We start from the raw sequence: 26,086 nt of genomic DNA, 5'->3' as shown, positions 1-26,086 counted from the left end.
TCATTGCCATGATCGATGGTAGGCACCCAGGGTGGTCTGGCTGCCTTCGGACAAGCCAGCCAGCACCTGGCGCCATTCTTCCTGCACCCGGAACCGTTGCGGCGCGGCCTGATGGGCGTCCAGTGCGGCGCGCCAGACCCGGGTCACTTGTTCAACGTAGGCCGGGCTGCGTTGGCGACCCTCGATCTTCACCGCTTCGACGCCGATGGCTGCCAACTCCGGCAGCAGGTCAAGGGTGTCGAGGCTGGTGGGTTCTTCCAGCGCATGGAAGCGCTTGCCGCCCACCAGGAAGCGGCCTTTGCACAAGGTCGGATAACCGGCCGGCTCTTCGGGCGTGTAGCGGTCGATCAGCACCTCGCTCAGGCGTGCGCTGAGGCCTTGGGCGTCCTCGCTCCAGCGCACCGCCTTGGCGGGCGAGCAGACGCCACACAGGTTCGGCGATTCGCCGGTGATGTAGGAAGACAAGTGGCAACGACCTTCAGCCATGATGCACAGGCTGCCGAAACCGAAGACTTCGATCGGCACCGGACTGCCCGCCGCCACCTGGCGCACCTGGGCCAGGGACAGTACCCGTGGCAGCACGGCGCGGCGGATGTCATAGCGCTCTGCATAAAAAGCCAGGGCCGCCGCGTGGGTGGCCGAGCCTTGTACCGACAGATGCAGCGCCAGTTGTGGATGGCGCTGGCGGGCGTAGCTGAGCACGCCGGGGTCGGCGGCGATCAGGGCATCCACGCCGAAATCGGCGGCGCGGTCCACCGCCCGTTGCCAGCGTTCCCAGCCCTTGGGTTGCGGGTAAGTATTGACCGCCACGTACAGCTTGCGTTGGTGCTGACGGATGTGTGCGACAGCCGCATCGAACTGCTTGTCGTCCATGTTCAGCCCGGCGAAGTGCCGGGCATTGGTGTCATCGCGAAAGCCGACATAGACGGCATCGGCGCCTTGGCGCACCGCCGCTTTGAGGGCAGGCAGATTCCCTGCCGGGCAAACCAGTTGCATGGGGCATCCTCATGAGAAAAACTCAAGCGCCGCCAGTCTAGCCAGCCCTCGGCCGGCGACCTTGACGGCAATCAATTGCCGTCAATGCATCAGCTCGGCGAATGGCAGGTACAGCACCTTGTCGTGCTTGTGCAGTTGCGCCTCACACTCCACCACCGCCAGCCCATCGGCCCAGCAAGCGGCCGCCAGCATCGCCGAACTTTGCTGAGGGTGCAGTTCCACGCACAGGTGGCCGTTGGCATCCGGAACCAACCTGGCCCGCAGGTACTGCCGGCGCCGGTTGCGCTTGAGCCAGTCGAACCCGGCCGGCACCTGCAACGGCACGGGTAACACGTCGCCCATGCCCTGGGCCCGGAACAGGAACGGACGCACGACGATCAGCGCGGTAATCAAGGCCGCCGACGGGTTGCCCGGCAGCCCGATCCATGGCTTGCCTTCCACATCCCCAAAAGCCAGGGGCTTGCCCGGCTGGATGGCCAGGCGCCAGAGGTCAATGCTGCCCAAGGCTTCGATGGCGTGCTTGAGGTGGTCCTCTTCACCCACCGAGACACCGCCCGAGGTGATCAGTACATCGCATTCGGCAGCGGCCAGGCGCAACGCTTGTCGGCTGGCCAATAGCTGGTCGGGCATGACCCCGAAGTCATGCACCTCGACACCCCAACCGCGCAACAGCGCGGCGAGGCTATGGCGATTACTGTTGTAGATCTGCCCTGGCGCCAGTGGCTCGCCCGGCTCACGCAGCTCATCGCCGCTGCTGAGCAGACCCACTTGCAAGGGGCGATAGACGTCCACCTGGCCGACACCGGCACCGGCGAGCAAACCCAACTCCTGGGCGCGCAGACGCGTGCCGGCTTCAAGCAACCGGTCTCCTCGACGCAGTTCCTCGCCTTCCTTGCGAACATGGTCACCGCCGTTGACCGACGGCAACCAGACCCGCTCGCCATCGACGCGACAGCTTTCCTGCGGCACCACCGTGTCGGCCCCCGGTGGCAGCGGCGCGCCAGTAAAAATCCTCACGACCTGCCCCGCCTGCAACGGTTCGCCCGGCTCGTCACCCGCGGCGATCCGCCCGCCCAACAGCAGGTAGCCGCCGTCACCCGGCAGGTCAGCGGCCCGCAGGGCATAGCCGTCCATCGCGCTGTTGTCCCAGGCCGGCAGGTTCATCGGGCACACAATGTCAGTGGCCAGCACACGCGCCAGGGCCTGGTCCAGGCCAACCCGTTGCACGGGCGGTGGCGGCGGTGCCTGGTCGAGCAGATGACGGATCGCCTCATCCACCGGCATCAGCACGCCGCTGTCGCACACCCGGCCGCTCACGAGCGTGTCTCGCAAGCCGTCGGGGCGATGCCGTCCTGGGGCTTGAGGTGCGGAGTGAAATTGCACGGGCCGGTGCGGCTGTCCAATTGCCCGGCCAGGATCTGCTCCCAACCGGTCCGGCAAGCCCCCGGCGAACCCGGCAAGCAGCACACCAGCACCCCATTGCTCATGCCCGCCAAGGCGCGCGATTGCAGGGTGGACATGCCGATCTCCGCCAGCGACACCTGGCGGAACAGCTCGCCGAAACCGTCCACCTGCTTGTCCAGCAGTGGCGCCACCGCTTGGGGGGTGTTGTCGCGCGGGGTGAACCCGGTGCCGCCGGTCATCAACACCACCTGCACCTTGGGGTCGGCGATCCATTGGGAGACCTGGGCGCGGATCTGGTAGATATCGTCCTTCACCAGCCCACGGTCGATGAGCACGTGTCCGGCTGTTTGCAGCAGGTCCGCCAGGGTTTGGCCCGAGGTGTCGGTTTCGAAGGTTCGGGTATCGCTGATGGTGAGGACCGCGATGTTCAGCGGTTGAAAGAGGCGTTGCGTCAGATGGGCCATGATCAGCCGTCCTGTCAGAAAAGATGGCCCAGCCTGAACCGCAATCGTTGCCGGGCCTATTCCTCCTTGGAGGTACCTCCCTCGGCGCTCAAGGCGCCAGGCGACTGCGCTGCCAGACGCCGTCTTGCAGGCGGTAGTCGAGGCGATCGTGCAAACGGTCGGCGCGGCCTTGCCAGAACTCCATCCGTTCGGGCCGCAGGCAATAGCCTCCCCAATGGTCGGGGCGCCGCACGGGTTGATCGGCAAAGCGTTTTTCGGTTTGCGTCAGCAAGGACTCGAGCGCAGCCCTGTCCTCCAGTGGGCGGCTTTGTGGCGAGGCCCAGGCACCCAGGCGACTGGCGACGGAACGGGATTCGAAATAGGCATCCGATAACGCCGGATCGAGTTTGTCGACCGGCCCTTCGATGCGGACTTGCCGCTCCAAACCCGGCCAGAAAAACGTCATGGCCGCCCAGGGGTTGCCCGCCAGGTCCTGGCCCTTTGCGCTGTCATAGTTGCCGAAAAACGAAAAGCCCTGGGCGTCGAAGCCCTTGAGCAACAACACCCGACAGTGAGGCCGGCCCTGCTCGTCCACCGTCGCCAGGGCCATGGCGTTGGCTTCCACCGGCGGGCTTTCGGTGTCGCGAGCCTGTTGCATCCAGAGCGCGAACAACGCCATGGGATCATCGGGGGCCTGGACTTCATCCAGGCCATCAAGGGTGTACTGGCGGCGCATTTTGGCCAGGGAAAGGGGCATGACGGTGATCTCCACGATGGATTTTGGCCAGTGTGGATTCTGTGGCGGTGGCGGGCCTTGATCGTTGTCAATGGCGGTTCTTGTGGTGAGTTGAAGGGCGCTATCGCGAGCAAGCTCGCTCCCACAGGTGATCTGTCGTGTTCACAAGATCCCTGTGGGAGCGAGCTTGCTCGCGATGAAGGCAACTCGGTCTAGCCGGTCAACGGCTACTTGAGCCCCAACCGCCGCGCCAGCTTATGCAGATTGCTCGGGTCAACCTCCAACAGCCGCGCCGCCCCCGCCCAGTTCTGCCCGCAGCGTTCCAGGGCCTTGAGGATCGCCTGTCGCTGGCAACCATCGACAGCCTCGCTCAAGGGTTGCACGGGCGCATCCAACGCTTGCAGGGCCTGTTCCGGCAGCGCCTGCGCCGAGGCCGCGCTGGCGTTGACGTCAAGGTCCAGCACCTGCGGTTCCAGGGTCATGATCAGACTGCGACTGGCGCCGCGACTCAATTGCTTCAACGCCGCGCGGCTGATGACGTGTTCCAGCTCCCGCACATTGCCGGGCCAGCTGTACGCCAGCAGCGCCTGTTGGGCCGCCGGCGACAGACGCAACCCACGCAAGCCCAGGCGCGTGCGGTTCAGTTCGAGAAAGTGCCCGGCCAACATCAACACATCGTGGCCGCGCTCGCGCAGCGGTGGGATCGGCACCGGATAGACCGAGAGCCGGTGATACAGGTCGGCGCGAAACAGCCCGTCGCGAATGCTGTCAGGTAGATGCCGGTTGGTGGCGGCGATGATCCGCACATCGACGTGCAGTGGCTTGTCCGCCCCCAGGCGCTGGATCTCGCCGTTCTGCAGGGTACGCAGCAACTTGGCCTGCACGCTCAACGGCAACTCGCCGACCTCATCGAGAAACAGCGTGCCGCCATTGGCCGCATCGAAGCGCCCGGCGCGGTCGGTGGTCGCCCCGGAGAACGCGCCTTTGACGTGGCCGAACAACTCGCTTTCGGCCAGGGACTCGGGCAACGCTGCGCAGTTGACCTGGACCAACGGCTTGTGGCCACGTCGGGACAGCCGATGCAGCCGCCGGGCGAACAACTCCTTGCCGACACCGGTTTCCCCCAGCAACAGCACTGGCAGTTCGGAGTCGGCCAATACATCCAGCTCGTTGAGCAATTGCTGCAACCCCTCGCTGCGCCCGAGGATCTCACCTTCTTCGGCTGGCAGGCGCAGGTCCGCCGGATCGCTGCGCGACGCCCGCAAGCTACGGTTTTCCTGCTCGAGCCGGGTGACCCGCACGGCGGCTTCGATCTGCAACGTACAGCGTTTGAGTTCCTCGCGGGCGCGGCTGTCGAAGGTGCCGGCGTGCAACGCATCCAGGGTGATCGCCCCCCAGAGCCGGCCTTCCACGTACAGGCTCACGCCCATGCAGTCATGCACCGGCAGCGGTTCACCGACGTGGTTGTCGAGCAAGCCGTCATAAGGGTCCGGCAGACGGCTGTCCGGCTCGAACCAGGTAGGTTCGCGCGACGCCATGATCGCCGCCAGGCGCGGGTGCTGGGCAATCACGAAGCGCCGTCCCAGCGCCTCGTGGACCAGGCCTACGGTGGCCACGGGCCTGAGACTGTCATCGTCCAGGCGCAGCAGCCCAACGGCGCCACTGTTGAAGTATTCGCGCAGGGTCTGCACCAGGCGCTGCAATCGCACCGCATTGGGCAGCTCGACGATCAGGTCGGCGGCCAGGCTTTCACGCAGCATGGTAGTGATGACCCTCCAGGGTTCGTTTGACCCTTCACAGCCAGGGTGACAATCACCCTGCCAAAAATTTAATGCTTCATTTTCAATCAGTTGAATCTGGCACGTCGGCTGCAAAGAGAGCATTCATCTGTCCCTGCAGGGATTCAACCCAAGGAAACATGATGAGCCTCGATCTGCTGGAACAAAGCCTCGGCCAACTGGCCTGCGATATTCCCGGTGCAACCCGTACCTTCCATCATTACAACCTCGACTTCTGCTGCGGCGGGCAAAAGTCCTTGCGTGAAGCGGCGCTGGGCAAAGGCCTGAACCCGCTGCTGATCGCCGACGCCCTGCGCACCCTGCAAGCCGCCGGGGAGCTGGGCCATGACTGGCGCGACGAGCCCCAGGCGACCTTGATTGCCCACATCCTGGAGCGCTACCACGCACGCCATCGCGAACAGCTGCCGGAGCTGATCCGTCTGGCCCGGCGCGTCGAGCAGGTCCACGGGGCGCGCCCCAGTTGCCCGAACGGCCTGGCCGATCACCTGCAGGACATGTACCAGGAACTCGAAGGCCACATGCTCAAGGAAGAACAGGTGCTGTTCCCGATGCTGCAACAGGGCCTGGGCGAGCGGGCCTCGGCGCCAATACAGGTACTGCGCTACGAACACGACCAGCACGGTGAAGCCCTGGAAACCATGCTCGCCCTGACCGACCAGATCACCCCTCCCGCTGACGCCTGCAACACCTGGCGCGCCCTGTATCGCGGGCTGGTGGAGTTTCGTGATGACCTGATGCAGCACATCCACCTGGAAAACAATGTGTTGTTCGTCAATGCGATGAAGCCTGCTCACTAACTCTCAAACATTGCCCATTACTTCTGTGGGAGCAAAGCTTGCTCGCGATAGCGATGGATCAGTCAACATTGATATCGACTGACACTGCGCCATCGCGAGCAAGCTTTGCTCCCACAGGCATTTGCTGCTCTCATTTGCTGCCCTCATCTGCTGCTCAAAACTGCCAATAGAACATCGCCTTGGCCAACACCACGATCAGCACCATGTGCCCCAGGATACTGCGGCGCAACCAGCAGGCGCGGCTGGGTGTCAGGCGACCGCTCTTGAGCCAGTACGCCAGCCACAAATAATGACCGATGATACTCAGCGCCAGCAGGATCTTCAGGCTCAGCAGCAGGCCGAAGCTGTTGTTCAACGGCTGGCTCAATGCCCCGCGATGCTGCCAGGCCAGGGCCATGCCGGCGCCGTACAGCACCAGCACGACGCCGTGCAGCACGCGTCGCGAGCGCTGGGCGATGGCCTGGTCGGCAGCGTCCCGCGTGCCTTGCGCCAGCGGCCGGCGGGCGCTATGCCAGATGAAAACCTCGAAAAACAGCGTGCCAATAAAGGCGATGGCCGCCAACAGGTGCATGATCAGCAAGACCCCGTACATCATCGATTCCCTCCGCCCAACCGGCTCATCCCGGATGCCCATCCACCCGAGCCTTGAGCAGCATCGGCCCATAGCGCCAGGCGTACAGACCGAACGCCAACGTCCAGCACAGCGCCGCCAGCCACAGCCCGGCCAACGGCAACAGCAGCACCAACAGCACGCGGCTCAGGCACGCCAGGTTCAGCAGGATGAACGCCAGGGTCATGCCCGCCGGTGGCTCGAGGGCGCGCCCGGTATGGCCCAGGCTGACACGGGCAACCATCGCCAGGATCAATCCGGCCATGGCGCCGATGGTCAGGCCGTGCACCGCCAGGCTCGGGTTCACTGGCACGCCGAAGTGCCACAGCGCCATGCCCAGGCACGCCACCGCCAGCCAGGCGTAGGCCAGGTGCAACGACCACAGCAGCGGCACCCGCCACAAATCCCGATCATGCCAACGCACCAGTCGAATCCCGTGGCCCACCGCCAACGCGGCGAACAACAGGCCGACCCAGACGCTGGCCACCAGCGCCGGACCGAAGGCATACAACAGTGCCACCAGCGCCGACCCTGCCAGCAACAGGCGATCAAGCCATGGCCAAGGGGCAACGCCCTCGACCCGTCCGAGGCCGCGCTGGGTAAAGAATGGAATCACGCGACCGCCGATCAACCCCATCATCGCCGCCACCAGCCACAGGCCGGTGAGCACGCTCTGGCGCTGCAAGCCCTCGTTGTGCTGCGCCAGGCCGTATACGGATAACCCATCGGCGGCGGCCAACAGCAGCAATACCAGCACAATCGGGTAATTGCGCTTCTGCCGCACACGCCACAACATCACGCCCATCAACGCGGCGACCGTCAGAGCAAAACCCAGCTCCAGCAGCGTCAGTAACGGCCAGGGCGCATCCACCAGCCAGGCCAGCCGCGCGCCCAGCCACAACAACGCCAGGGTTGCCAGGCGCTTGCCGCTCAGGCCGGGGATTGCAGTCCAGGTTTGCACTGCCGTCAGCAGGAACCCGGCAATGATCGCCAGGCCGAAACCGAACAACAGTTCATGCCGATGCCAGGCCAACCAGCCGCCAGCCGGCTGCCAGGCCGACAAGCGCCCGGTGAACGCCGCGAGCCAAAGGGGAACGACCAACAGCGCCAATACACACCCGGCCAAAAAGAACGGCCGGAACGCCAGGCGCCACAACGGCAAAATGGCCATGGCCTTGCGACGGTCAAGCACTTGCATACACCACTCCTTTGCCTCGCTGAACCGCCAGCGAGGTACGACAAATCAGGGTTCGAATGATCGGCTATCGACGCTGACTGGCCTTGTCTCAGATCAAGCCAGTTCATCGGCAACCTCCCGTCTCGAACAGGTACTTGCAAGGGGCTTGCCGGACCGGGTCAAGCCTCCCAACAAAACACCTCTGCCCCTGTGGGAGCGAGCTTGCTCGCGATAGCGCTGGGTCAGCAGGCATTGATGTCGGGTGTGCTACCGTCATCGCGAGCAAGCTCGCTCCCACAGGGACTATAGTTCATAGGGTATTTAACACCCTTTCATGGTTATTTTAACCCTGTCAGGTCAGGGTCATTTTTACCCATCTCATCCCCAACGCCCCACGAATCAACGCCCGCAGGCATGGCCCGTCTCTTGCTCAGGCACGGCATCACCTTTCTTGTCGGGGTCATCCATGAAATCCGTCGTTCTGCCGCTTACCTGGTTCGTCTTGCTCTCCTGCGTCGTGGCGCTGGCCAGCGGCCTGTCCCTGAGCCTGGTCTGACCCCGATCACCTTTTCGCTATTACAAGGATTCCATGCCATGGTGCTCCACCGCGTCCATCACCAGATTCTGCGCAGCCATCACCTGTTCGAGCCTTTGAACGAAGAAGAGCTCAACGAATTGATGAGCAACAGCCAACTGCTGAACATCGACAGGGGCGATCCGCTGTTCCGCCAGGGAGAGCCGGCGCAGGCGTTTTACTTCGTGATTTCCGGCGCGGTGAAAATCTACCGGCTGACCCCGGATGGCCAGGAAAAGGTCTTCGAGGTGATCGGCGAGCGCCAGACTTTCGCTGAAGCCATGATGCTGATGGACACCCCCAACTACGTCGCGTCCGCCGAAGCCGTCGGCCCGACCCAGGTGTACCGGCTGTCCAACGCCACTTACATGCGTCTGCTGCAAAGCAACAGCCGGCTGACCTTCGCCTTGCTCGGCAAGCTCTGCGTGCGCCTGCACCAACGGGTCAACGAGATTGAAACCCTGTCGCTGAAGAACGCCACCCACCGCGTGGTGCGCTACCTGCTGACGCAACTGGTGCGCCTGCAAACCGTGGACAGCCAGTTCGAATTGCCGATGGCCAAGCAGTTGATCGCCGGGCACTTGTCGATCCAGCCGGAAACCTTCTCGCGGATCATCCGGCGCCTGATCGATGAAAAAATCATCACCCAGGACGGTCGCCAGATCGCCATTCTCGATCGCCTGCGCCTGGAACAGTTCGAATGACTACACAGCCCACTTGCCTGTATTGCCAACAAGCCAACCCGATACACGAAACCGAATGTCGCCAGTGCGGCATGCCCCTGCCAGTCGAGGCCGCAAAGGCCAGCGAGCGCCGGTTGCGGCGCTTCACCTGGTTCTGTGTCGGCTTGACGATCTTCTGCATCGTCATGTTCTTCTGGCTGCCCCGCGACATCGTCTGAACCCTCAATCCTGAGTCAATTGCCGGTACAACTGCGGTAAACGCAGCGGCAGTTGCTCGGGCTGGCGAATCAAGGTGTAGCCGTTGGCCCCGAACATGTACGGCAGGTAATCCCCCGCTTCGCGATCGATGGTAATGCAGAACGGCGTCAGCCCTTGGCGCCGGGCTTCCAGCACTGCCTGGCGGGTGTCTTCCACACCGTAGCGTCCTTCGTACAGGTCCAGGTCATTGGGTTTGCCGTCACTGAGCAGCAACAACAATTTGCGCCGCCGCTTGCAGCCCGCCAACCGTTGCGTGGCCTGGCGGATCGCCGCGCCCATGCGCGTGTAGTAACCGGGCTTGAGGCCCTGGATCCGTCCGCGGGTGTGATCGTCGTAGCGCTGGTTGAAGGCCTTGAGTTCATGCATGCGCACCTGCTGGCGGCGCAAGGAAGAGAACCCGTACAAGGCGAAATCATCCCCCAGCACCGACAGGGTTTCGCCGAACAGCAACAGGCTGTCACGGATCACGTCGATCACCCGGTGCTCGTCGTTGAGGTGGGCATCGGTGGACATCGACAAATCGGCCAGCAGCAGGCAGGCCAGGTCGCGGCGAGTCTGGCGCTGGTCCATGAACAGTCCGCGTTCGCTGCACTGGCCGTGCTGGCGCTCGACATGAAAGTCCAGCCAGGCTTGCAGGTCCAGTTCCGAGCCTTGGGTTTGCTGGCGCAACCATTGGCGATCGTTGCGCAAGTGTTCGAACTGGCGACGCAAGCGCTGGGCCGAGCTTCGCAGACGTGCGGGCAACGGCTGGGGCTGGCAATCGCGAGGGGTGAAGGTTTGCAGGCTGACGAAGTCGTCCTGCAGTCGTTGTTTGCGGTAATCCCATTCCGGCAACAGGATGCCTGCGCCCAACGGGATGTCATCCACATCGGCCGGCGGCAGGTCCAGGTGCAGTTTCAAACCACCGCCCTTGCGCAAGCGGGTGCGCGACAGGGTCAACTGATCCAGATCCTCGGCGACGCGGGCAGCGTCCGGGTCTTCGCTGTCATCCGCCCAGCGATCCAGGTCCACATGTTCGGTCCAACTGAACAGGTTTTCCAGGCGCACGATCAGCAGCCCACCGTCACGGGTGGTGTCGTCGATTCGCTCGGCGCGCTTGCGCCCGCCCTGCTGTTCACCGGGGGGTGTGGCCAGGTATTGCTCGGACTCCTCAAGGTTGGCGGCCTGGGGATTGGCCAGGTGTTGGGGTGGGTATAGCCACAGCGGCAACGGCCAGGCCGCCCGCTCGCTGCGTGGAAAATGTTCGACACTGCCCGGTTCGCGCAAGGCTTGGCACAACGCCCGCTCCAACGCAGCTTCGGCCGGGTTGAGCGTGGCCGGATCGGGGCGCAGGGACAGGTGCGCGTCCACCAGTCGCCGGTAGCGAGGGCGCAGCGCCGGGTAGCGCTTCAACACCGCCAGGGTCCAGCACTGATTGTCCCTGCCCCAGTGTTTCATCGGCCCCGACTGCGCGGCCAACAGCGCGAGCCAGCGATACAGCTCTTCGTTGAGCCCGACATCGGGAAACGCCGCAAGGCTCGCCGGCAGCCGCAAGTTATCGCCGTCACAACAGGCCAGGGGCACTTGCTTGCAGGTGCCGGCGATCTGCTGCAACAGGTTGCGACGCAGCAGCAAATCGCGGTCGCTGACCGCTTCCACCCCCAGGTGAGGCGCACCGCCGGTGGCGCGAAACAGCACCTGCAACGAGCGTTGCCGGGGGACCAGTTCGACCCGGGCCTCAGGAAAATCTACACTGGCCCGACGGGTGATGAAACGGTGCCAGACACTGCCGACCCATTCTTCCAGCTCGAGGGTGAATGCCATGGTTATCTCCTCTTAAGCCGAACCCATTGTGGCGAGGGGATTCATGTGGGAGCAAAGCTTGCTCGCGAAACAGGTGCCTTGATCTCTGAAAGATCGCATCGCCCCCATCGCGGGCAAGCCTTGCTCCCACATAAATCCTCTCATCACAAATAAGTCCGGCTCAGTAGTTGTGATGACTTACGAAGGCACCACCGCCGCCGGTGCGCGCAGGGCCGCACGGCCACGTTGACGGAAGCTGAACAGGTAGCAGAGCAACCCGGCCAGGAACCCGACGCCGCTGACCAGTCGCGCCCAGAACAGCGGCTTCAAATGATCCATCGTGGCCATGAATGGCAAGGCACTGCCATCCGTCATCCAGCGTTGCAACCACACCTGGACCACGCCGGCTGCGGTGAGGAACAAGGTGATCATCACCATCGACAAGGTCATCAACCAGAAGCCCCAGATCTCCAGGCGCTGCGAACGCTCGTCCGCCGCTTCACCCAAGCCCCGCAAGCGTGGCATGGCGTAGCTGATCAGCGTCATCACGATCATTGCGTAGGCACCGTAGAAGGCCAGGTGACCGTGGGCCGCGGTCAGTTGCGAACCGTGGGTGTAGTAGTTGACCGGTGCCAGGGTGTGCAGGAAACCCCAGACACCTGCGCCGAAGAACGCGGTGACCGTGGTGCCCTTGGCCCACAACGTGGCGGCGCGGTTCGGGTGTTGCCGACGACGGTTTTTCACCATGCTGAAGGCGAAGACCACCATGGCCAGGAACGGTAGCGGCTCCATCGCCGAGAAGATCGAGCCTACCCACAACCAGACCTCAGGCGCGCCGATCCAGAAGAAGTGGTGGCCGGTGCCAATGATCCCGGTGATCAACGCCATGGCGATAATCACGTAGAGCCACTTCTCGACCACTTCGCGGTCCACACCGGTGATCTTGATCAGGACGAAGGCAAGCATCGAACCCATGATCAGTTCCCAGACGCCTTCGACCCAAAGATGTACCACCCACCACCAGTAGAATTTGTCGCGGGCGAGGTTCGAGGGGTTGTAGAAAGAGAACAGGAAGAACACCGCCAGGCCGATCAGCCCGGTCATCATCACCATGCTGACCGTGGTCTTGCGACCTTTGAGCAGGGTCATGCCGATGTTGTAGAGGAACCCCAGGCACACCACCACGATGCCCATCTTGGTGATGGTCGGCTGCTCGAGGAACTCGCGGCCCATGGTCGGCAGCAAGTCGTTGCCGGTGAATTTCGCCAGCGTCGCATAAGGCACCGAGAGGTAGCCCAGGATCGTCGCCACACCTGCGGCGGCGAACACCCAGAACAGCACGAGCGCCAGTTTCGGGCTGTGCAGTTCGCGGTCGGCCTCCTCCGGTATCAGGTAATACGCCGCGCCCATGAAGCCGAACAGCAGCCAGACGATCAGCAGGTTGGTGTGGACCATGCGGGCCACGTTGAAAGGGATCGGCGGGAACAGGAAGTCGCCGACCACGTATTGCAGGCCCATGATCAAACCGAACAACACTTGCCCCAGGAACAGCATCAGGGCGAACACGAAGTAGGGTTTGGCGACGGCCTGCGAGGCGAATTTCAGATGCGGATTAGCCATGCTCATCTCTCAGCCCTCCTTGTTTGGCGGCCAGCCATTGGTATTGATTTTCGAGCTCCATTTGAGGAACTCGGCGATGTCGTCGACTTCCTGCTCGCTCAGGTTGAACTGCGGCATGGCCCGACGACCCGGAACGTTCAGCGGCTGCATTTTCATCCAGGCCTGCAGGAACGGCTTGAAGGCTTCATCGCCGCCGCGACGGTTGACCACGTTGCCCAGCTCCGGCGCAAAGTACGCGCCCTCGCCCAGCAGGGTATGGCAGCCGATGCAGTTGTTGCGCTCCCAGACGCCTTTGCCGCGTATCACCGATTCCGTCAATTGCGCCTGGTTGCTGCGTTCTGGAAAGGTCTGTTCCGTGTGGTAGGTCAGGGCCAGGAATATCAGGAAGAAGAAGATGCTTCCCCCGAAATAAATATTCCTGGCCATGCCTTTGGTGAAGGTATCTGACATGGTCACTTCCTCATTGCTTGGCGTGTTCATTCTAGGAAGCGCGGGGTCGGAAACCGCTTGATGGCGATCAAGAATCTCCGATGGTTTTGGTGGGTTGTTCCAACACAGCCCGAAAGGCAGATGAGCTTTTGTGGCGAGGGGATTTATCCCCTCGCCACAGGGTTTTGTGTTTGCAGGGTCAGATCGTGAATGAAATGACGAGCCCGATCACCGTCGCCAGCAGCGCCGCCCAGCTCAACACCAACCGCCGCCACAATCGCGGCGCATGGCGCAGCTCCATGAAGCCGTCGGCGATCAGCCAGGCCTTGGTCACCGCGATCACCAGGATGGCGATGGACACCAGCCAGGTAGCCGCGACCTGGCCCAGGGCAACGGTGCCGGTGCTCAGCACGGCCAGCGTCATCCAGCAAGCGATCAAGACACGGGAAGCCGACATGAGCACCTCCGCTCAATCAAGGATGTAGACAACCGGGAACAGCAGCACCCAGACCAGATCGACCATGTGCCAATACAGCACGCCGGATTCCAGCCCACTGTTGCGCTGCGATCCATAACGACGTCGCCGACAACCCTCGGCCAGGCAGGCGAGGATCACCATGCCCAACAGCACATGCAGGAAGTGGAACGCGGTAAGGATCCAGTACAAGGTGAAGAACGTGTTGTGCTCCATCCCCAGACCGTTCGCCAACAGATGGGCGTACTCCGTGAGCTTGATCCCCACATAACCGCAGGCAAGCAACAACGCCACACTCAACAACGACGCGGCTCGACGCGGCCGGTCCTGCCTGACTTGCTCCTGGGCCAATGCGGCAAACAGGCCAGCGGTCAGCAGGCTGAGGGTCATCGCCAGGCCCGTGGAGCGGTCCAGCAATTGCCGGCCTTCGCTGAAAGTCTGCGGGTACAACGCCTGGGCGACGGTGAACGTCAGGATCAACAACGCGAACACCGACAACTCGGCGAGGATGAAAAACCACATCGCCAAGTCCCCGGGCAACCGCCGGGGCACGGCAACCGCTTCAGCCAAAGTGGACATCGACCACATCCATCAGCGCGGCGACGGTCTGCGGGTCGTCACTCAATGGCTCGGCCAGGCACGCCAGGCAGGCTTGGCGCGGGTCCATCCCAGAGCCGATCATGCGCGCGGCAAAAATCAACAGGCGCGTGGAGGCAACTTCCTCCAAGTCATGCTGATCGAGCCGGCGCAGCGCCTGCCCCAATCGCACCACCTGGGCCGCCAGGGCCAGATCGACCCCCGCCTCGCGGGCGACGATGCGCTCTTCATCGGCCACGGCCGGATAGCCAAAGCGCATCGCCACGAAACGCTGGCGAGTGCTGGGCTTCATGCCCTTGAGCAGGTTCTGGTAACCGGGGTTGTACGACACCACCAACATGAAGGACGGCGGCGCCTGCAGCACTTCGCCGGTGCGTTCCAGGTACAACTGCCGACGATCATCGGCCAGCGGGTGCAACACCACGGCCGTGTCCTGGCGCGCTTCGACCACCTCATCCAGATAACAGATGCCACCCTCGCGCACCGCCCGGGTCAAGGGCCCGTCCTGCCACCAGGTGCCCTGGGCGCCGATCAGGTGACGGCCCACCAGGTCGGCCGCGCTCAAGTCATCGTGGCAGGCCACGGTGTACAGCGGCAGTTTCAGGCGGTGGGCCATGTGCTGGACGAAACGGGTCTTGCCGCAGCCGGTCGGGCCTTTGATCAGTACCGGCATGCCGTGATGCCAGGCCTGTTCGAACATCGCCTGCTCGTTGTCCTGGGGTTGATAAAAGGGTTCATCGGGGTGCTGCAAAGTGTGGATAGCGTTCATGGCAAGGCCTGATCAGACAACACGATTGCAGGCCACGCTACGGTGCCCTGCGACAACCTGGCAAGGGCTGCGGCCGGCAAACTTGATCGCCGTCAAGCGGCTAACCACCGGCCTGGGCATAGCCTTGCACCGCACCAAGAACCTGCGCGCCGAACGTCAATTACAGCGCAGCGCGGGTCACGCCTGAGGAGAAATGGAATGCTGATCAGCCACAAAAAATCGTGGGCCCTGCGGGTCACGGCGCTGTGTACAGCGCTGGCCGCCCCCCACGCCTTCGCCGACCAAACCGCTGCGCCGGAACAACCCCGCGTGGTCAAGACCGAAGGCGCGCCCGACCTGAGCCAGGCCGACTTCGACACGGCCAAGGAAATCTACTTCCAGCGCTGCGCCGGTTGCCACGGTGTGCTTCGCAAAGGCGCCACCGGCAAGCCGCTGACACCCGACATCACCCAATCGCGCGGCCAGGCCTACCTGGAGGCGCTGATCACCTACGGCTCGGCCGCCGGCATGCCGAACTGGGGCACGTCCAATGCCTTGACCAAAGACCAGATCACGGTGATGGCCAAGTTCATCCAGCACACCCCACCGACCCCACCGGAATGGGGCATGGCGGAAACCCGCAAGACCTGGAAACTGCTGGTCAAACCCGAAGACCGGCCGACCAAGCAGATCAGCACCCTCAACCTGCAGAACCTGTTCTCGGTGACCCTGCGCGACGACGGCAAGATTGCCCTGATCGACGGCGACAGCAAGAGGATCGTCAAGCTTATCGACACCGGTTATGCGGTGCACATCTCACGCATCTCGGCGTCGGGCCGCTACCTGCTGGTGATCGGCCGGGACGCCAAGATCGACATGATCGACCTGTGGCCGAAGGAACCGACCAAGGTCGCGGAAATCAAGGTGGGCATCGAAGCGCGCTCGGTGGAGACTTCCAAGTTCAAAGGCTACGAAGACAAGTACACCATCGCCGGCTCGTACTGGCCGCCGCAGTTCACCATCATGGACGGCGAGACCCTGGAGCCCAAGCAGATCGTCTCGACGCGCGGCATGACCGTCGACACCCAGCAATACCATCCCGAGCCTCGCGTCGCGGCCATCATCGCCTCCCACGAATGGCCGGAGTTCATCGTCAACGTCAAGGAAACCGGCAAGGTGATGCTGGTCAATTACCAGGACATCAAGAACCTCACCATCACCAGCATCGACGCCGCGCCGTTCCTGCATGACGGCGGTTGGGACAGCAGCCATCGCTACTTCATGACGGCCGCCAACAACTCCAACAAGGTCGCGGTGATCGACTCCAAGGAGCGCAAGCTCACCGCCCTGGTGGACGTTGGCAAGACCCCGCACCCGGGACGCGGCGCCAACTTCAACCACCCACTCTACGGACCGGTCTGGGCCACCAGCCACTTGGGCGATGCCGGGGTTTCGCTGATCGGCACCGACCCGGTCAATCACCCGCAATACGCCTGGAAACAGGTCAGTACGCTCCAGGGCCAGGGCGGCGGCTCGCTGTTCATCAAGACTCACCCCGCGTCCCGTCACCTGTATGTCGACACCACCCTCAGCCCCGACGCCAAGCTCAGCCAGTCGGTAGCGGTGTTCGACATCGACAAGCTCGACGCCGGCTACACCGTGCTGCCGATTGCCGAGTACGCCGGTATCAAGAAAGGCGCGCTGCGAGTGGTGCAACCGGAATACAACAAGGCCGGTGACGAGGTCTGGTTCTCGGTCTGGAGTGGCCAGGAAGACGAGTCGGCGCTGGTGGTGATCGACGACAAGACCCTCAAGGTCAAGAACGTGATCAAGGACAAGCGCCTGATCACCCCGACCGGGAAATTCAACGTCTACAACACCCAACACGACATCTATTGAGCCCCATCAATAAGAGGAAAAACCATGAAGCCTATTCTGATTGCCTTGGCCTTGACTGCCGCCTACAGCCTGCCGGCGTTGGCCCAAGACGGCCCGACGCTGTTCAAGAGCAAGCCCTGCGCGGCCTGCCACTCCATCGACACCAAGGTGGTTGGCCCGGCACTCAAGGACGTCGCGGCGAAAAACGCCAGCGTCCCTGGAGCGCAAGACCTGCTCGCCAAGCACATCAAGGAAGGTACGCAAGGCAACTGGGGACCGATGCCGATGCCGGCCAACCCCGTGACGGAAGAAGAAGCCAAGATCCTGGCTGCGTGGGTCTTGACCCTTAAATAACGCTCAAGGAGCACATCCCTGTGGCGAGGGGATTTATGTGGGAGCAAGGCTTGCCCGCGATGGGGGCGATGCAGTCTTTCAGAGATCAAGGCGGCTGTTTCGCGAGCAAGCTTTGCTCCCACATAAATCCCCTCACCACAGGAGCCACGCCCAACTTTATTTCTTGATCAGGAGGACGTCATGGAACGACACAGCTCTGCAACCTTGATAACCACCCTCCTCTTTGTTTTCTCCTCCTGCGCGCTGGCCGCTCCCGACAGCCAGCGCCAGGCCCAACTGCAACACCTGCTGGACCAGGATTGTGGCGCCTGCCACGGCCTGTACATGACCGGCGGCCTCGGCCCACCCCTGACCCACGAAGCCCTGGCCGGAAAATCCCGCGACAGCCTCATCGCCACCGTCACCCTCGGACGGCCCGGCAGCGCCATGCCCGGTTGGGCACCGTTGCTTGCGCCCGACGACATTCGCTGGCTGGTGGACCGGCTCCTTCAAGGAAAACCCGCCTCATGATCCGTTCATTGCTCTCCTCCACCGCCATCGCCCTGCTGCTCTGCGGTTGCGCCCAGACACCGTTGCGCGGCACCGGCGATTTGGGCGTGGTGGTAGAGCGCGCCACCGGCAGCCTGCAAATCATTGAAAGCGACACCCGCACCGCCCTGGGCCGCGTCGAAGGCCTGGGCGACTTGTCCCACGCCTCGGTGGTGTTCTCCCGCGACCAGCGCTACGCCTACGTGTTCGGTCGCGATGGTGGCCTGAGCAAAGTCGACCTGCTGACCGCGCGCATCGAGCGGCGCATCATCCAGGGCGGCAACAGCATCGGCGGTGCAATCAGCCAGGACGGCAAGCTGATCGCCGTCTCCAACTACGAGCCTGGCGGCGTCAAGGTATTCGATGCCCAGACCCTGGAACAGGTCGCCGACATCCCCGCCACGCCGTTGCCCGGCGGCCAAAAGCGCTCACGGGTGGTCGGCTTGGTGGACGCGCCAGGGCAACGCTTCGTGTTCAGCCTGTTCGACACTGGCGAGATCTGGACCGCCGACTTCAGCCTCGGCCTCACCCCGCGCATCGAGCGTTTCACCGCCATCGGCCAGCAACCCTACGATGCCCTGATCACCCCGGACGGGCGTTATTACATGGCCGGGCTGTTCGGTGAAGACGGCATGGCCCAACTCGATCTCTGGCACCCGGAGCGCGGGGTGAAACGGGTACTGGGGCATTACGGCCGCGGCCAGGAGCGGCTCCCGGTGTACAAGATGCCGCATCTGGAAGGCTGGGCCCTGGCCGACCAGCAAGCCTTCGTGCCTGCCGTCGGGCATCACCAGGTGTTGGTGATGAACGCCCAGGATTGGCAACAGACCGACGCCATTGCCGTGGCCGGCCAACCGGTGTTCGTCACGGCGCGACCGGACGGCCGGCAGTTGTGGGTCAACTTCGCCTACCCGGACAACGACCGCGTCCAGGTCATCGACACCCAGACCCACGCCATCGTCGCCGACCTGCGGCCAGGCCCTGCGGTGCTGCACATGGAGTTCACCGCGCGAGGTGACCAACTGTGGCTGTCCGCCCGGGATGGTGGTCAGGTGCAGGTCTGGGATCCTTATCGCCTCGAACGCCTGAACAGCCTGCCGGCCCTGAGCCCGAGCGGCATTTTCTTCAGCAGTCGCGCGCACAAGCCGGGGTACTGACCATGACTTCCAGCTCACTGGCCCGGCGCCTGATCGATCAATTCCAGCATGGCCTGCCGTTGTGCGCCGAGCCCTATCGGGCCATGGCCGAGACCTTGGGCTGCAGCGAAGCCCAGGTCATCGACTGCCTGCAACACCTGCAAGTGGCCGGGACCTTGTCGCGGGTCGGCCCGGTGTTCGAACACACCCGAGCCGGGGCCAGCACCCTGGCCGCCCTGGCAGTGCCCGAAGAGCGCTTGCACCAAGTGGCCGCACGCGTCAGCCAATACCCGGAAGTCAATCACAACTATGCCCGCGAACATCGCTACAACCTCTGGTTCGTGCTGACCGGCCCCAACCGCGCCCACCTGGAAAACATCCTCCAGGAACTGGAGAACGACACCGGTCTCACGCCACTGGACCTGCCCATGCTGACCGCCTACCGCATCGACCTGGGCTTTGCCCTGGAGGCCACCCCATGAAAAACGCCCTGAGCGAACAACAGTCACTGGCACTGCGCCGTTTGCTGGAAACCGGCCTGCCCCTGACATCGCGTCCCTTCCAGGCGCTGGCCGAGCAGATCGAGGCCAGCGAGCAACAGGTGCTCGAGCAGGTGCAGCATTGGCATGAACAGGGGCTGTTCCGCCGTGTCGGCCTGGTCGTCAACCATCGCGCCTTGGGGTTTGCCGCCAACGCCATGCTGGTGCTGGACGTGCCGGACGCCTTGGTCGATGAAGTCGGCCGTCGCCTCGGGCAAACCCCGGGCATCAGCCTTTGCTACCAACGCCCCAGGCGCCTGCCCCAGTGGCAATACAACCTGTTCTGCATGATCCACGGTCGCCAGCGTGACCGTGTCGAGGCCCATGTCCAGGCGCTGCTTGAAGAACATCTGCTGGACGACCTGCCCCACCAGTTGCTGTTCAGCACGCACCTGTTCAAGCAATGCGGCGGACGTTTCGCCGCCCCGGCCGGAGCCCGTATCGATGGATGACCTGGACCGCCGCCTGATCAATCGCCTGCAACTGGGGCTGCCGCTGGTGCGCCACCCTTGGCAGGCCCTGGCCCAGGAGCTGGACAGCAGCAGTAGCGAATTGCTCGACCGCCTGCATGAGCTGCTCAACGACGGTGTACTCACCCGCTTCGGCCCGATGTTCGACATCGATCGCCTGGGCGGTGCGTTCACCCTGGCGGCGCTGGCGGTGCCCGAGCCGCGCTTCGAGGCCATCGCCGAGCTCCTCGCGGAGATGCCCGAGGTCGCCCACAACTACCGCCGCGAGCACACCTGGAACATGTGGTTCGTGCTCGCCTGCCCCAGCGAACAGGCGATCGACGACACCCTGCTGCGCATCGAACACCTGACCGGCCTGGTGCCGCTGAACCTGCCCAAAGAGGAGACCTACCATGTCGGCCTGTATTTCCCCGTCTGAGTCTTTGTGGCAAGCACCGCCACGGCTGGATGAAACGCCCTTGGCCCTGCGCCTGGTGGAACTGACCCAGGCTGGCCTGCCCTTGCTTGAAGACCCCTGGGCCTGGCTGGCCGAGCAACTGGAACTGAGCGTGGAATCCACCCTCGACCTGCTCAAGCGCCTGCAGGCCGAAGGCGCGATCCGCCGCATTGCCGCCGTGCCCAATCACTATCGCCTGGGCTATCGCCACAACGGCATGACGGTCTGGGACGTGGCCGATGCCGACATCTCGCGTCTCGGCGCCCTGCTGGGGGCGCAGCCCTTCGTCAGCCACTGCTACCGGCGCCCGCGCCAGCCCGGCTGGCGCTACAACCTGTTCGCCATGGTCCATGGCCGCAGCCGCGAAGAAATCGACAGCTACCGCGAACACTTGCGCTACCTGCTGGGGGACGCCTGCGCCGCCGACGACATGCTGGTGAGCAGCCGCATCCTGAAAAAAACCGGCCTGCGCCTTTCGCCTGTGGGAGCAAAGCTTGCTCGCGAAACAGATGCGTCGGTTTTATGAAGGACCGCATCGGCTTCATCGCGGGCAAGCCTTGCTCCCATCAAGGCTTGCTCCCACAAAGCGGGAATAAGCCGCGCTGAACTCGGACATCGATCGAAATCGAAGGAGCGCCTTATGTTGAGGATCAGCCATTACCTGCGAGCCCTGGCCGGGCATTGCCCCGCCCCACGTGTCGCGCCACCGGGCAGCAGCCGCCCGCCGGTGGTGATCTGGAACCTGCTCAGGCGCTGCAACCTGACCTGCAAGCACTGCTATGCAACGTCGGCCGACAGCGTGTTTCGCGATGAACTGGACACTCCGGCGGCGCTTCAGGTCATCGACGACCTGCACGATGCCGGCGTGCGCGTGTTGATCCTGTCCGGGGGCGAACCGCTGTTGCGCGAGGACCTGTTCCAACTCAGCGCCTATGCCCGCGACAAAGGTTTTTTCCTCGCCTTGTCCACCAACGGCACGCTGATCGACGCTTCCAATATCGAACAGATTGCGGCGGCAAACTTCGATTACGTGGGCATCAGCATCGATGGCCTGGAAGCGACCCACGATGAATTCCGCCAGCTCAAGGGCAGTTTCGCCAGCTCCATGGCGGCCATCCGGCTCTGCCGCGAACAAGGCATCCGGGTCGGATTGCGCACCACCCTCACCCAGCAGAACCATGCCCAGTTGCCACGCTTGCTGGACTTGATGAATGAGTACGACGTACAGAAATTCTACCTGTCGCACCTCAACTACAGCGGCCGGGGCAAGCGCAGTCGCAAGCTCGATGCCCATCAGCAGATGAGCCGCGAGGCCATGACCCTGATCTTCGAGCGGGCCTGGCGCGACATCGAACAGGGCCGCGACAGTGACTTCGTCAGCGGCAACAACGACGCCGACGCGATCCTGCTGCTGCAATGGGTCGCCCGGCGCCTGCCCCAACACTACGCCGCACTGGAGCAGATGCTGCGGGCCTGGGGCGGCAACGCGTCGGGTAGCGGCATCGCCAACATCGACAATACCGGCGAGGTTCACCCCGATACGTACTGGTGGCAGCACTCGGTGGGCAATGTCCGCAAGACGCCATTCAAGACACTCTGGCTCGATCGCCCCGATGCCCTGCTGCTGAAACTGCGCGAACACCCCCGGGCCGTGGGCGGTCGCTGCGGGCAATGCCGCTGGCTGGCGATCTGCAACGGCAATACCCGTACCCGGGCCTGGGCCGACGGCGACCTGTGGGGCCAGGACCCTGGCTGCCACCTCAGCGACGAAGAAATCGGCTTGCACGCGATCCCCAGCGTTGCGATGCCCTGCGCCTGATCAACCGACGGCGAACCTGATACCGAACCAAGGAAGTCCCATGCCTGCCTCCATCGTTTTGCCCGCTGCCCTGCAATCGCCCTTCAGATCGGGTGAAGTCGCCCTGGTCGGCGCCGGCCCCGGTGACCCGGGCCTGCTGACATTGCGCGCCTGGAGCCTGTTGATGCAGGCCGACGCGGTGGTCTACGACCGCTTGATCAGCCCGCAATTGCTCAGCCTGATTCCGCTGACCTGCGCCCGGCACTACGTCGGCAAGGCCGCCGGTTGCCACAGCCTGCCCCAGCCACAGATCAACGAACTGCTGGCCGACCTGGCCGACCAGGGACAACGGGTGGTACGACTCAAGGGTGGTGATCCGTTCATCTTCGGTCGTGGCGCCGAGGAGCTGGAGTATCTGCTGGCCCGCGGTATCGATTGCCAAGTCGTGCCAGGTATCACCGCCGCGGCCGGTTGCAGCACCTATGCCGGCATTCCCCTGACCCATCGCGACCTGGTCAATTCCTGTCGCTTCATCACCGGTCATTTGCAACGCGAAGGCGACTTGAATCTGCCCTGGCAAAGCCTGGCGGATGACAGCCAGACCCTGGTGTTCTACATGGGCCTGTCGAACCTCGGCACCATCGCCGCACAACTGATAGCGGCGGGCCTGGCGGCTGATACGCCGGCGGCGCTGATCAGCAACGGCACGCGCCCCGACCAGCAGGTCCTGCGCGGCACCCTCCAGCAATTGCCGGAGATGGCGCTGGCATGCGCCGAAGGCCTGCCGACCTTGACGGTGATCGGCAAGGTGGTTGGCTTGTTTGCCCATCAGGTATTGGAACATCCGGCCCGCCTGCACCCGGCCCTACCGCTCCAGCCAAATATCGCGAGGGTGGCCTCATGAGAATCGGCTGGCTTGCCCCATTGCTGTGGATCGGTGCCGTCCACGGCGCCCCGGCATCTGAACCGGACCTGGCGTTGGCCGAACAGAACTACCAGCAACACTGCCAGCAATGCCACGGGGTGAACCGCATCGGTGGTGCGGGGCCGGCGCTGTTGCCCCAGAGCCTGAGTCGGATCAAGCCCGACGAAATCCGCCAGGTGATCGAAAATGGCCGCCCGGCCAGCCAGATGGTGGCGTTCGGTGCGGTGCTGGAGCCTGCGCAGATCGATGGCTTGACCCACTATCTCCAGCGCCCACCCGCGGTCGAACCGACCTGGAGCGAGGACGACACTCGCCGCAGCCATCGCCTGCTGGCGGATGTCGCCAGCCTGCCCGATAAACCCCAGCACAACGCCGACCCGCTGAACCTGTTCGTGGTGGTGGAGGCTGGCGATCATCACGTCGATATCGTCGACGGCGATCGCTTTGAGGTCCTGGCGCGCTTCGCCTCACATTTCGCGGTGCATGGCGGACCGAAGTTTTCGCCGGACGGACGCTTCGTCTATTTCGCCTCCCGGGACGGCTGGATCAGCCTGTATGACCTGCACAACCTCACGCTCATCGCCGAGGTGCGGGCCGGGCTCAATACCCGCAATCTGGCGGTGAGCAAGGATGGGCGCTGGGTGCTGGTGGGCAACACCCTGCCCGGCAACCTGGTGGTGCTGGATGCCCGCGACCTGTCACTGGTCAAGACCATTGCAACGGTGGGGCTGGACGGCCAGGCGTCGCGGGTCAGTGCGGTCTATACCGCGCCGCCGCGCAACAGCTTCATCGTCGCCTTGAAAGATGTGAAAGAGGTCTGGGAACTGTCCACCGGCCCGAGCCCGGACTTTGTGCCCAGGCGGATCGAGGCCGAGGATTACCTCGATGATTTTTCCTTCTCGCCCGATTACCGGCAGTTGCTCGCCACCTCGCGCAAGGCCCAGGGCGGCCAGGTGATCGACCTCGACACGGGGCGGATCGTCACCGACATCGCGCTGCCTGGCATGCCGCACCTGGGCTCGGGGACCTATTGGAAGCGCGATGGGCACTGGGTGTTCGCCACGCCCAACATCAGCAAGGGGCTGATTTCGGTGATCGACTTCGACACCTGGAAAGTCATCAAGCAGATCCCCACGCTCGGGCCGGGTTTCTTCCTGCGCAGCCACGTCAACTCTCGCTACGCCTGGACCGATGTGTTCTTCGGCCCGGACAACGATGCCATCCACCTGATCGACAAACAGACCCTGGAAATCGCCCACACCCTGCGACCCATGCCCGGCAAAACCGCCGCCCACGTCGAGTTCACTCGCGACGGCCGCTACCTGCTGCTGAGTATCTGGGATACCGATGGCGCGCTGATCGTCTACGACAGCAACACCCTCAAGGAAATCAAGCGCCTGCCCATGAACAAGCCTTCGGGCAAGTACAACGTCGGCAACAAGATCGAGTTCGCCGAGGGGACGTCACACTGAAAAAAAAGGGGGGCTGATGCGCAGCCCCCAATATCAAAGGCCTGTGGGAGCAAGGCTTGCCCGCGATGAACGATAACGCGGTTCTGCTGTTCGACCGCGGCGCGGCTATCGCGGGCAAGCCTTGCTCCCACAGACGGCGTCGGACCCAAAGGATCCAACTCTTACCAGGTGAGTACCGCCCCCACCGCAAAGGTGTCGGTGTCTTCGTTCTGGGCGCTGGTGTCGTGGCCGTTGATTTCGAACTGGTTGTACTCGGCCACGAGCTTGAGGTTGTCGTTGATGTCGTGGAACAGCGCGATGCCACGGGTTTCGTAATCGGCGCCACTGCCCACCACGCCGTTGCCGTCGTCATCGGTCTTGCCATAGGACAACGCCAGGCGGTTCTTGCCCAGCTTGTAGGAGCCCTGTAACAGGTAGCCCTTGCTGTCGACATTGCGCAGGGTGGCTTCACCGGCGTTGTTGGTGAAGAACGGGTTGATGCCCTTGGCCTGGAACCCCGAGCCGGTCAGCGACAACCCGCCCATCTTCGCCTGCACACCGTACCCCAGGCCTTTGGAGGTGACCGATTCGACAGTGGAGTCGGTGTTGTCCGAGGTCTGGTAGCTGCCGTTGAGCCAGCTGTAGATCTTCGCCCCGCCCAGGTCGAACTGATAGGTGATCTCGCTCTCGGTGCGCGGGTTTTCCTGATAGGCCTTGCCCGTGGCGCTGTTGTCGTTGGTATCCACCGGGTCCATGATCCCCACCGCCACGCGCAAGCCCTCCATCACCGGCGTGCGGTAGGTGATCTGCGAGGTCGGGAACGGGTACGGATAACCGCTGCCGATGTTGCCGAACGAGACGCCACCGCCGTCCACCAAGCCCAGGCTGTCACTGACCTGGCCGTAACCGGCGAGCAACTCGTCCAGCAGGATGTTGGAGCGGGCAAACAGGCCGAAGTCCTTGCCGATCAGCACTTCGCCCCACTCCGGGTTGGCCACGGTACCGTAGAACTGGCGCACGTCGATGGCGGTGTCGGTGCCGTTGGTTTCACTGTCGTTGATGGTCACCCAGAACGAGGCCCGGGCACCGAGCTTGAGGTCATCGACCTGCTTGCCCATGTTGAAGCCCAGGTAGTTGGGCAAGAAACCCATCTTGACCCGTGCCTGCCGACGGTCGTACTGCTCACCGGCGCGGTCGACGTCGCTGTTGACGTAAAAGGCGTTGATGTAGCCGTCGGTGGAAAAGGTGGTCTGGTCCTTGTCGTACAGCATGATTTCGGCGTTGGCCCAAGGCATCAGGCCCAGGCTCGAAACACCTACGATGACCGCAGGCAAAAAACGTTGGCGGGTATTTTTATTGTTGTGCATGGCGCGCTCCGCAACAGGGGACGGGATGTCGGAGGCGATTATCGAAAGGCGCCCGGGCGCGTCATACGCTGCCTTG

General features: G+C 63.5%; 28 protein-coding genes. 14 read left to right on the top strand and 14 right to left on the bottom strand.

The features are described 5' to 3' along the window. The 5 genes from ubiU to norR all read right to left on the bottom strand — a co-directional run bounded on the left by ubiU (position 1) and on the right by norR (position 5,339). Complete coding sequence (gene ubiU, locus AB4O09_RS14345) at positions 1-996, bottom strand: ubiquinone anaerobic biosynthesis protein UbiU (protein ID WP_003202473.1); 996 nt, start codon at positions 994-996, stop codon at positions 1-3. 81 nt (positions 997-1,077) lie between these two features. Next, entirely contained in the window at positions 1,078-2,313 is a 1,236-nt protein-coding gene (locus AB4O09_RS14340; RefSeq protein WP_038858468.1) for a molybdopterin molybdotransferase MoeA, read from the bottom strand. Continuing rightward, a complete protein-coding gene (moaB, locus tag AB4O09_RS14335; RefSeq protein ID WP_003202476.1) occupies positions 2,310-2,864 on the bottom strand; it encodes a molybdenum cofactor biosynthesis protein B in 555 nt (184 codons plus the stop codon). The genes AB4O09_RS14340 and moaB overlap by 4 nt, the downstream gene beginning before the upstream one ends. Before the next feature lie 88 nt (positions 2,865-2,952). Beyond that, positions 2,953-3,600: a pyridoxamine 5'-phosphate oxidase gene (pdxH, locus tag AB4O09_RS14330; RefSeq protein WP_028236914.1), complete on the bottom strand. Its 648-nt coding sequence runs from the start codon at positions 3,598-3,600 to the stop codon at positions 2,953-2,955. A gap of 206 nt (positions 3,601-3,806) precedes the next feature. Beyond that, entirely contained in the window at positions 3,807-5,339 is a 1,533-nt protein-coding gene (gene norR / locus AB4O09_RS14325) for a nitric oxide reductase transcriptional regulator NorR (protein WP_460108370.1), read from the bottom strand. A gap of 161 nt (positions 5,340-5,500) precedes the next feature. On the opposite strand from norR, the gene ytfE reads away from it, so the two are divergent. Beyond that, a complete protein-coding gene (gene ytfE / locus AB4O09_RS14320; RefSeq protein WP_003202481.1) occupies positions 5,501-6,175 on the top strand; it encodes an iron-sulfur cluster repair protein YtfE in 675 nt (224 codons plus the stop codon). Positions 6,176-6,329: 154 nt separating this feature from the next. Here ytfE and AB4O09_RS14315 read toward each other — a convergent pair whose 3' ends face one another. Further along, positions 6,330-6,767 carry a hypothetical protein gene (locus tag AB4O09_RS14315; RefSeq protein WP_414880856.1) on the bottom strand — a complete coding sequence of 146 codons (438 nt, stop codon included), beginning with the start codon at positions 6,765-6,767 and terminating at the stop codon, positions 6,330-6,332. Between the two features lie 25 nt (positions 6,768-6,792). Beyond that, entirely contained in the window at positions 6,793-7,983 is a 1,191-nt protein-coding gene (locus AB4O09_RS14310) for an NnrS family protein (RefSeq protein WP_003202486.1), read from the bottom strand. A 573-nt stretch (positions 7,984-8,556) separates the two neighbouring features. Here AB4O09_RS14310 and AB4O09_RS14305 point away from each other — a divergent pair. Continuing rightward, positions 8,557-9,240 carry a Crp/Fnr family transcriptional regulator gene (locus tag AB4O09_RS14305; protein WP_003202487.1) on the top strand — a complete coding sequence of 228 codons (684 nt, stop codon included), beginning with the start codon at positions 8,557-8,559 and terminating at the stop codon, positions 9,238-9,240. Then, positions 9,237-9,437: a hypothetical protein gene (locus AB4O09_RS14300; RefSeq protein WP_003202489.1), complete on the top strand. Its 201-nt coding sequence runs from the start codon at positions 9,237-9,239 to the stop codon at positions 9,435-9,437. The genes AB4O09_RS14305 and AB4O09_RS14300 overlap by 4 nt, the downstream gene beginning before the upstream one ends. A gap of 4 nt (positions 9,438-9,441) precedes the next feature. On the opposite strand, the gene AB4O09_RS14295 is transcribed toward AB4O09_RS14300, so the two are convergent. From AB4O09_RS14295 to AB4O09_RS14270, 6 genes are all read right to left on the bottom strand, one after another. Further along, entirely contained in the window at positions 9,442-11,280 is a 1,839-nt protein-coding gene (locus AB4O09_RS14295) for a nitric oxide reductase activation protein NorD (RefSeq protein ID WP_027911922.1), read from the bottom strand. A 177-nt stretch (positions 11,281-11,457) separates the two neighbouring features. Further along, positions 11,458-12,885 (bottom strand): cbb3-type cytochrome c oxidase subunit I, encoded by a 1,428-nt coding sequence (locus AB4O09_RS14290; protein WP_460108367.1) that lies wholly within the window; start codon positions 12,883-12,885, stop codon positions 11,458-11,460. Positions 12,886-12,888: 3 nt separating this feature from the next. Beyond that, positions 12,889-13,329, bottom strand: a complete 441-nt coding sequence (locus AB4O09_RS14285; protein ID WP_003202495.1) for a c-type cytochrome — start codon at positions 13,327-13,329, stop codon at positions 12,889-12,891. A 178-nt stretch (positions 13,330-13,507) separates the two neighbouring features. After that, the gene (locus AB4O09_RS14280) at positions 13,508-13,765 is read right to left on the bottom strand and encodes a cytochrome C oxidase subunit IV family protein (RefSeq protein WP_003202497.1); all 258 of its coding nucleotides are present in this window, start codon (positions 13,763-13,765) and stop codon (positions 13,508-13,510) included. Between the two features lie 12 nt (positions 13,766-13,777). After that, positions 13,778-14,362, bottom strand: a complete 585-nt coding sequence (locus AB4O09_RS14275; protein ID WP_460108365.1) for a cytochrome c oxidase subunit 3 family protein — start codon at positions 14,360-14,362, stop codon at positions 13,778-13,780. Then, positions 14,346-15,080, bottom strand: coding sequence for a CbbQ/NirQ/NorQ/GpvN family protein (locus AB4O09_RS14270; RefSeq protein WP_371856181.1), 735 nt, complete (start codon positions 15,078-15,080; stop codon positions 14,346-14,348). Before AB4O09_RS14270 ends, AB4O09_RS14275 begins: the two co-directional genes overlap by 17 nt. Positions 15,081-15,347: 267 nt before the next feature. Between AB4O09_RS14270 and AB4O09_RS14265 the strand changes: the two genes are divergently transcribed. From AB4O09_RS14265 to AB4O09_RS14215, 11 genes are all read left to right on the top strand, one after another. Beyond that, positions 15,348-17,027 (top strand): cytochrome D1 domain-containing protein, encoded by a 1,680-nt coding sequence (locus AB4O09_RS14265; protein ID WP_043041934.1) that lies wholly within the window; start codon positions 15,348-15,350, stop codon positions 17,025-17,027. Between the two features lie 24 nt (positions 17,028-17,051). After that, entirely contained in the window at positions 17,052-17,360 is a 309-nt protein-coding gene (locus AB4O09_RS14260; protein ID WP_003182369.1) for a c-type cytochrome, read from the top strand. Positions 17,361-17,540: 180 nt separating this feature from the next. Next, the gene (locus AB4O09_RS14255; RefSeq protein WP_003202506.1) at positions 17,541-17,870 is read left to right on the top strand and encodes a c-type cytochrome; all 330 of its coding nucleotides are present in this window, start codon (positions 17,541-17,543) and stop codon (positions 17,868-17,870) included. After that, complete coding sequence (locus AB4O09_RS14250) at positions 17,867-19,045, top strand: cytochrome D1 domain-containing protein (RefSeq protein WP_003202509.1); 1,179 nt, start codon at positions 17,867-17,869, stop codon at positions 19,043-19,045. Before AB4O09_RS14255 ends, AB4O09_RS14250 begins: the two co-directional genes overlap by 4 nt. Before the next feature lie 2 nt (positions 19,046-19,047). Further along, a complete protein-coding gene (locus AB4O09_RS14245; protein WP_003202511.1) occupies positions 19,048-19,506 on the top strand; it encodes an Lrp/AsnC family transcriptional regulator in 459 nt (152 codons plus the stop codon). After that, the gene (ahbB, locus tag AB4O09_RS14240; protein ID WP_003202513.1) at positions 19,503-20,015 is read left to right on the top strand and encodes a siroheme decarboxylase subunit beta; all 513 of its coding nucleotides are present in this window, start codon (positions 19,503-19,505) and stop codon (positions 20,013-20,015) included. The genes AB4O09_RS14245 and ahbB (AB4O09_RS14240) overlap by 4 nt, the downstream gene beginning before the upstream one ends. Further along, the gene (locus AB4O09_RS14235; protein WP_003202515.1) at positions 20,008-20,451 is read left to right on the top strand and encodes an Lrp/AsnC family transcriptional regulator; all 444 of its coding nucleotides are present in this window, start codon (positions 20,008-20,010) and stop codon (positions 20,449-20,451) included. The genes ahbB (AB4O09_RS14240) and AB4O09_RS14235 overlap by 8 nt, the downstream gene beginning before the upstream one ends. After that, complete coding sequence (gene ahbB, locus AB4O09_RS14230) at positions 20,426-20,995, top strand: siroheme decarboxylase subunit beta (RefSeq protein WP_003202518.1); 570 nt, start codon at positions 20,426-20,428, stop codon at positions 20,993-20,995. Before AB4O09_RS14235 ends, ahbB (AB4O09_RS14230) begins: the two co-directional genes overlap by 26 nt. Before the next feature lie 114 nt (positions 20,996-21,109). Further along, on the top strand, positions 21,110-22,288 hold the full coding sequence (gene nirJ, locus AB4O09_RS14225) for a heme d1 biosynthesis radical SAM protein NirJ (RefSeq protein WP_003202520.1): 1,179 nt from the start codon (positions 21,110-21,112) through the stop codon (positions 22,286-22,288). Between the two features lie 40 nt (positions 22,289-22,328). Beyond that, on the top strand, positions 22,329-23,171 hold the full coding sequence (cobA, locus tag AB4O09_RS14220) for a uroporphyrinogen-III C-methyltransferase (protein ID WP_003202521.1): 843 nt from the start codon (positions 22,329-22,331) through the stop codon (positions 23,169-23,171). Then, positions 23,168-24,664, top strand: a complete 1,497-nt coding sequence (locus AB4O09_RS14215) for a nitrite reductase (RefSeq protein WP_305440659.1) — start codon at positions 23,168-23,170, stop codon at positions 24,662-24,664. Before cobA ends, AB4O09_RS14215 begins: the two co-directional genes overlap by 4 nt. A 161-nt stretch (positions 24,665-24,825) precedes the next feature. Here AB4O09_RS14215 and AB4O09_RS14210 read toward each other — a convergent pair whose 3' ends face one another. Beyond that, positions 24,826-26,010 (bottom strand): porin, encoded by a 1,185-nt coding sequence (locus AB4O09_RS14210; protein ID WP_003202526.1) that lies wholly within the window; start codon positions 26,008-26,010, stop codon positions 24,826-24,828. Positions 26,011-26,086: the final 76 nt, after the last annotated feature.

The sequence above is a fragment of the Pseudomonas sp. H1_F01 genome (assembly GCF_054681425.1).
This window is presented reverse-complemented; position numbering and strand designations above follow the sequence as displayed.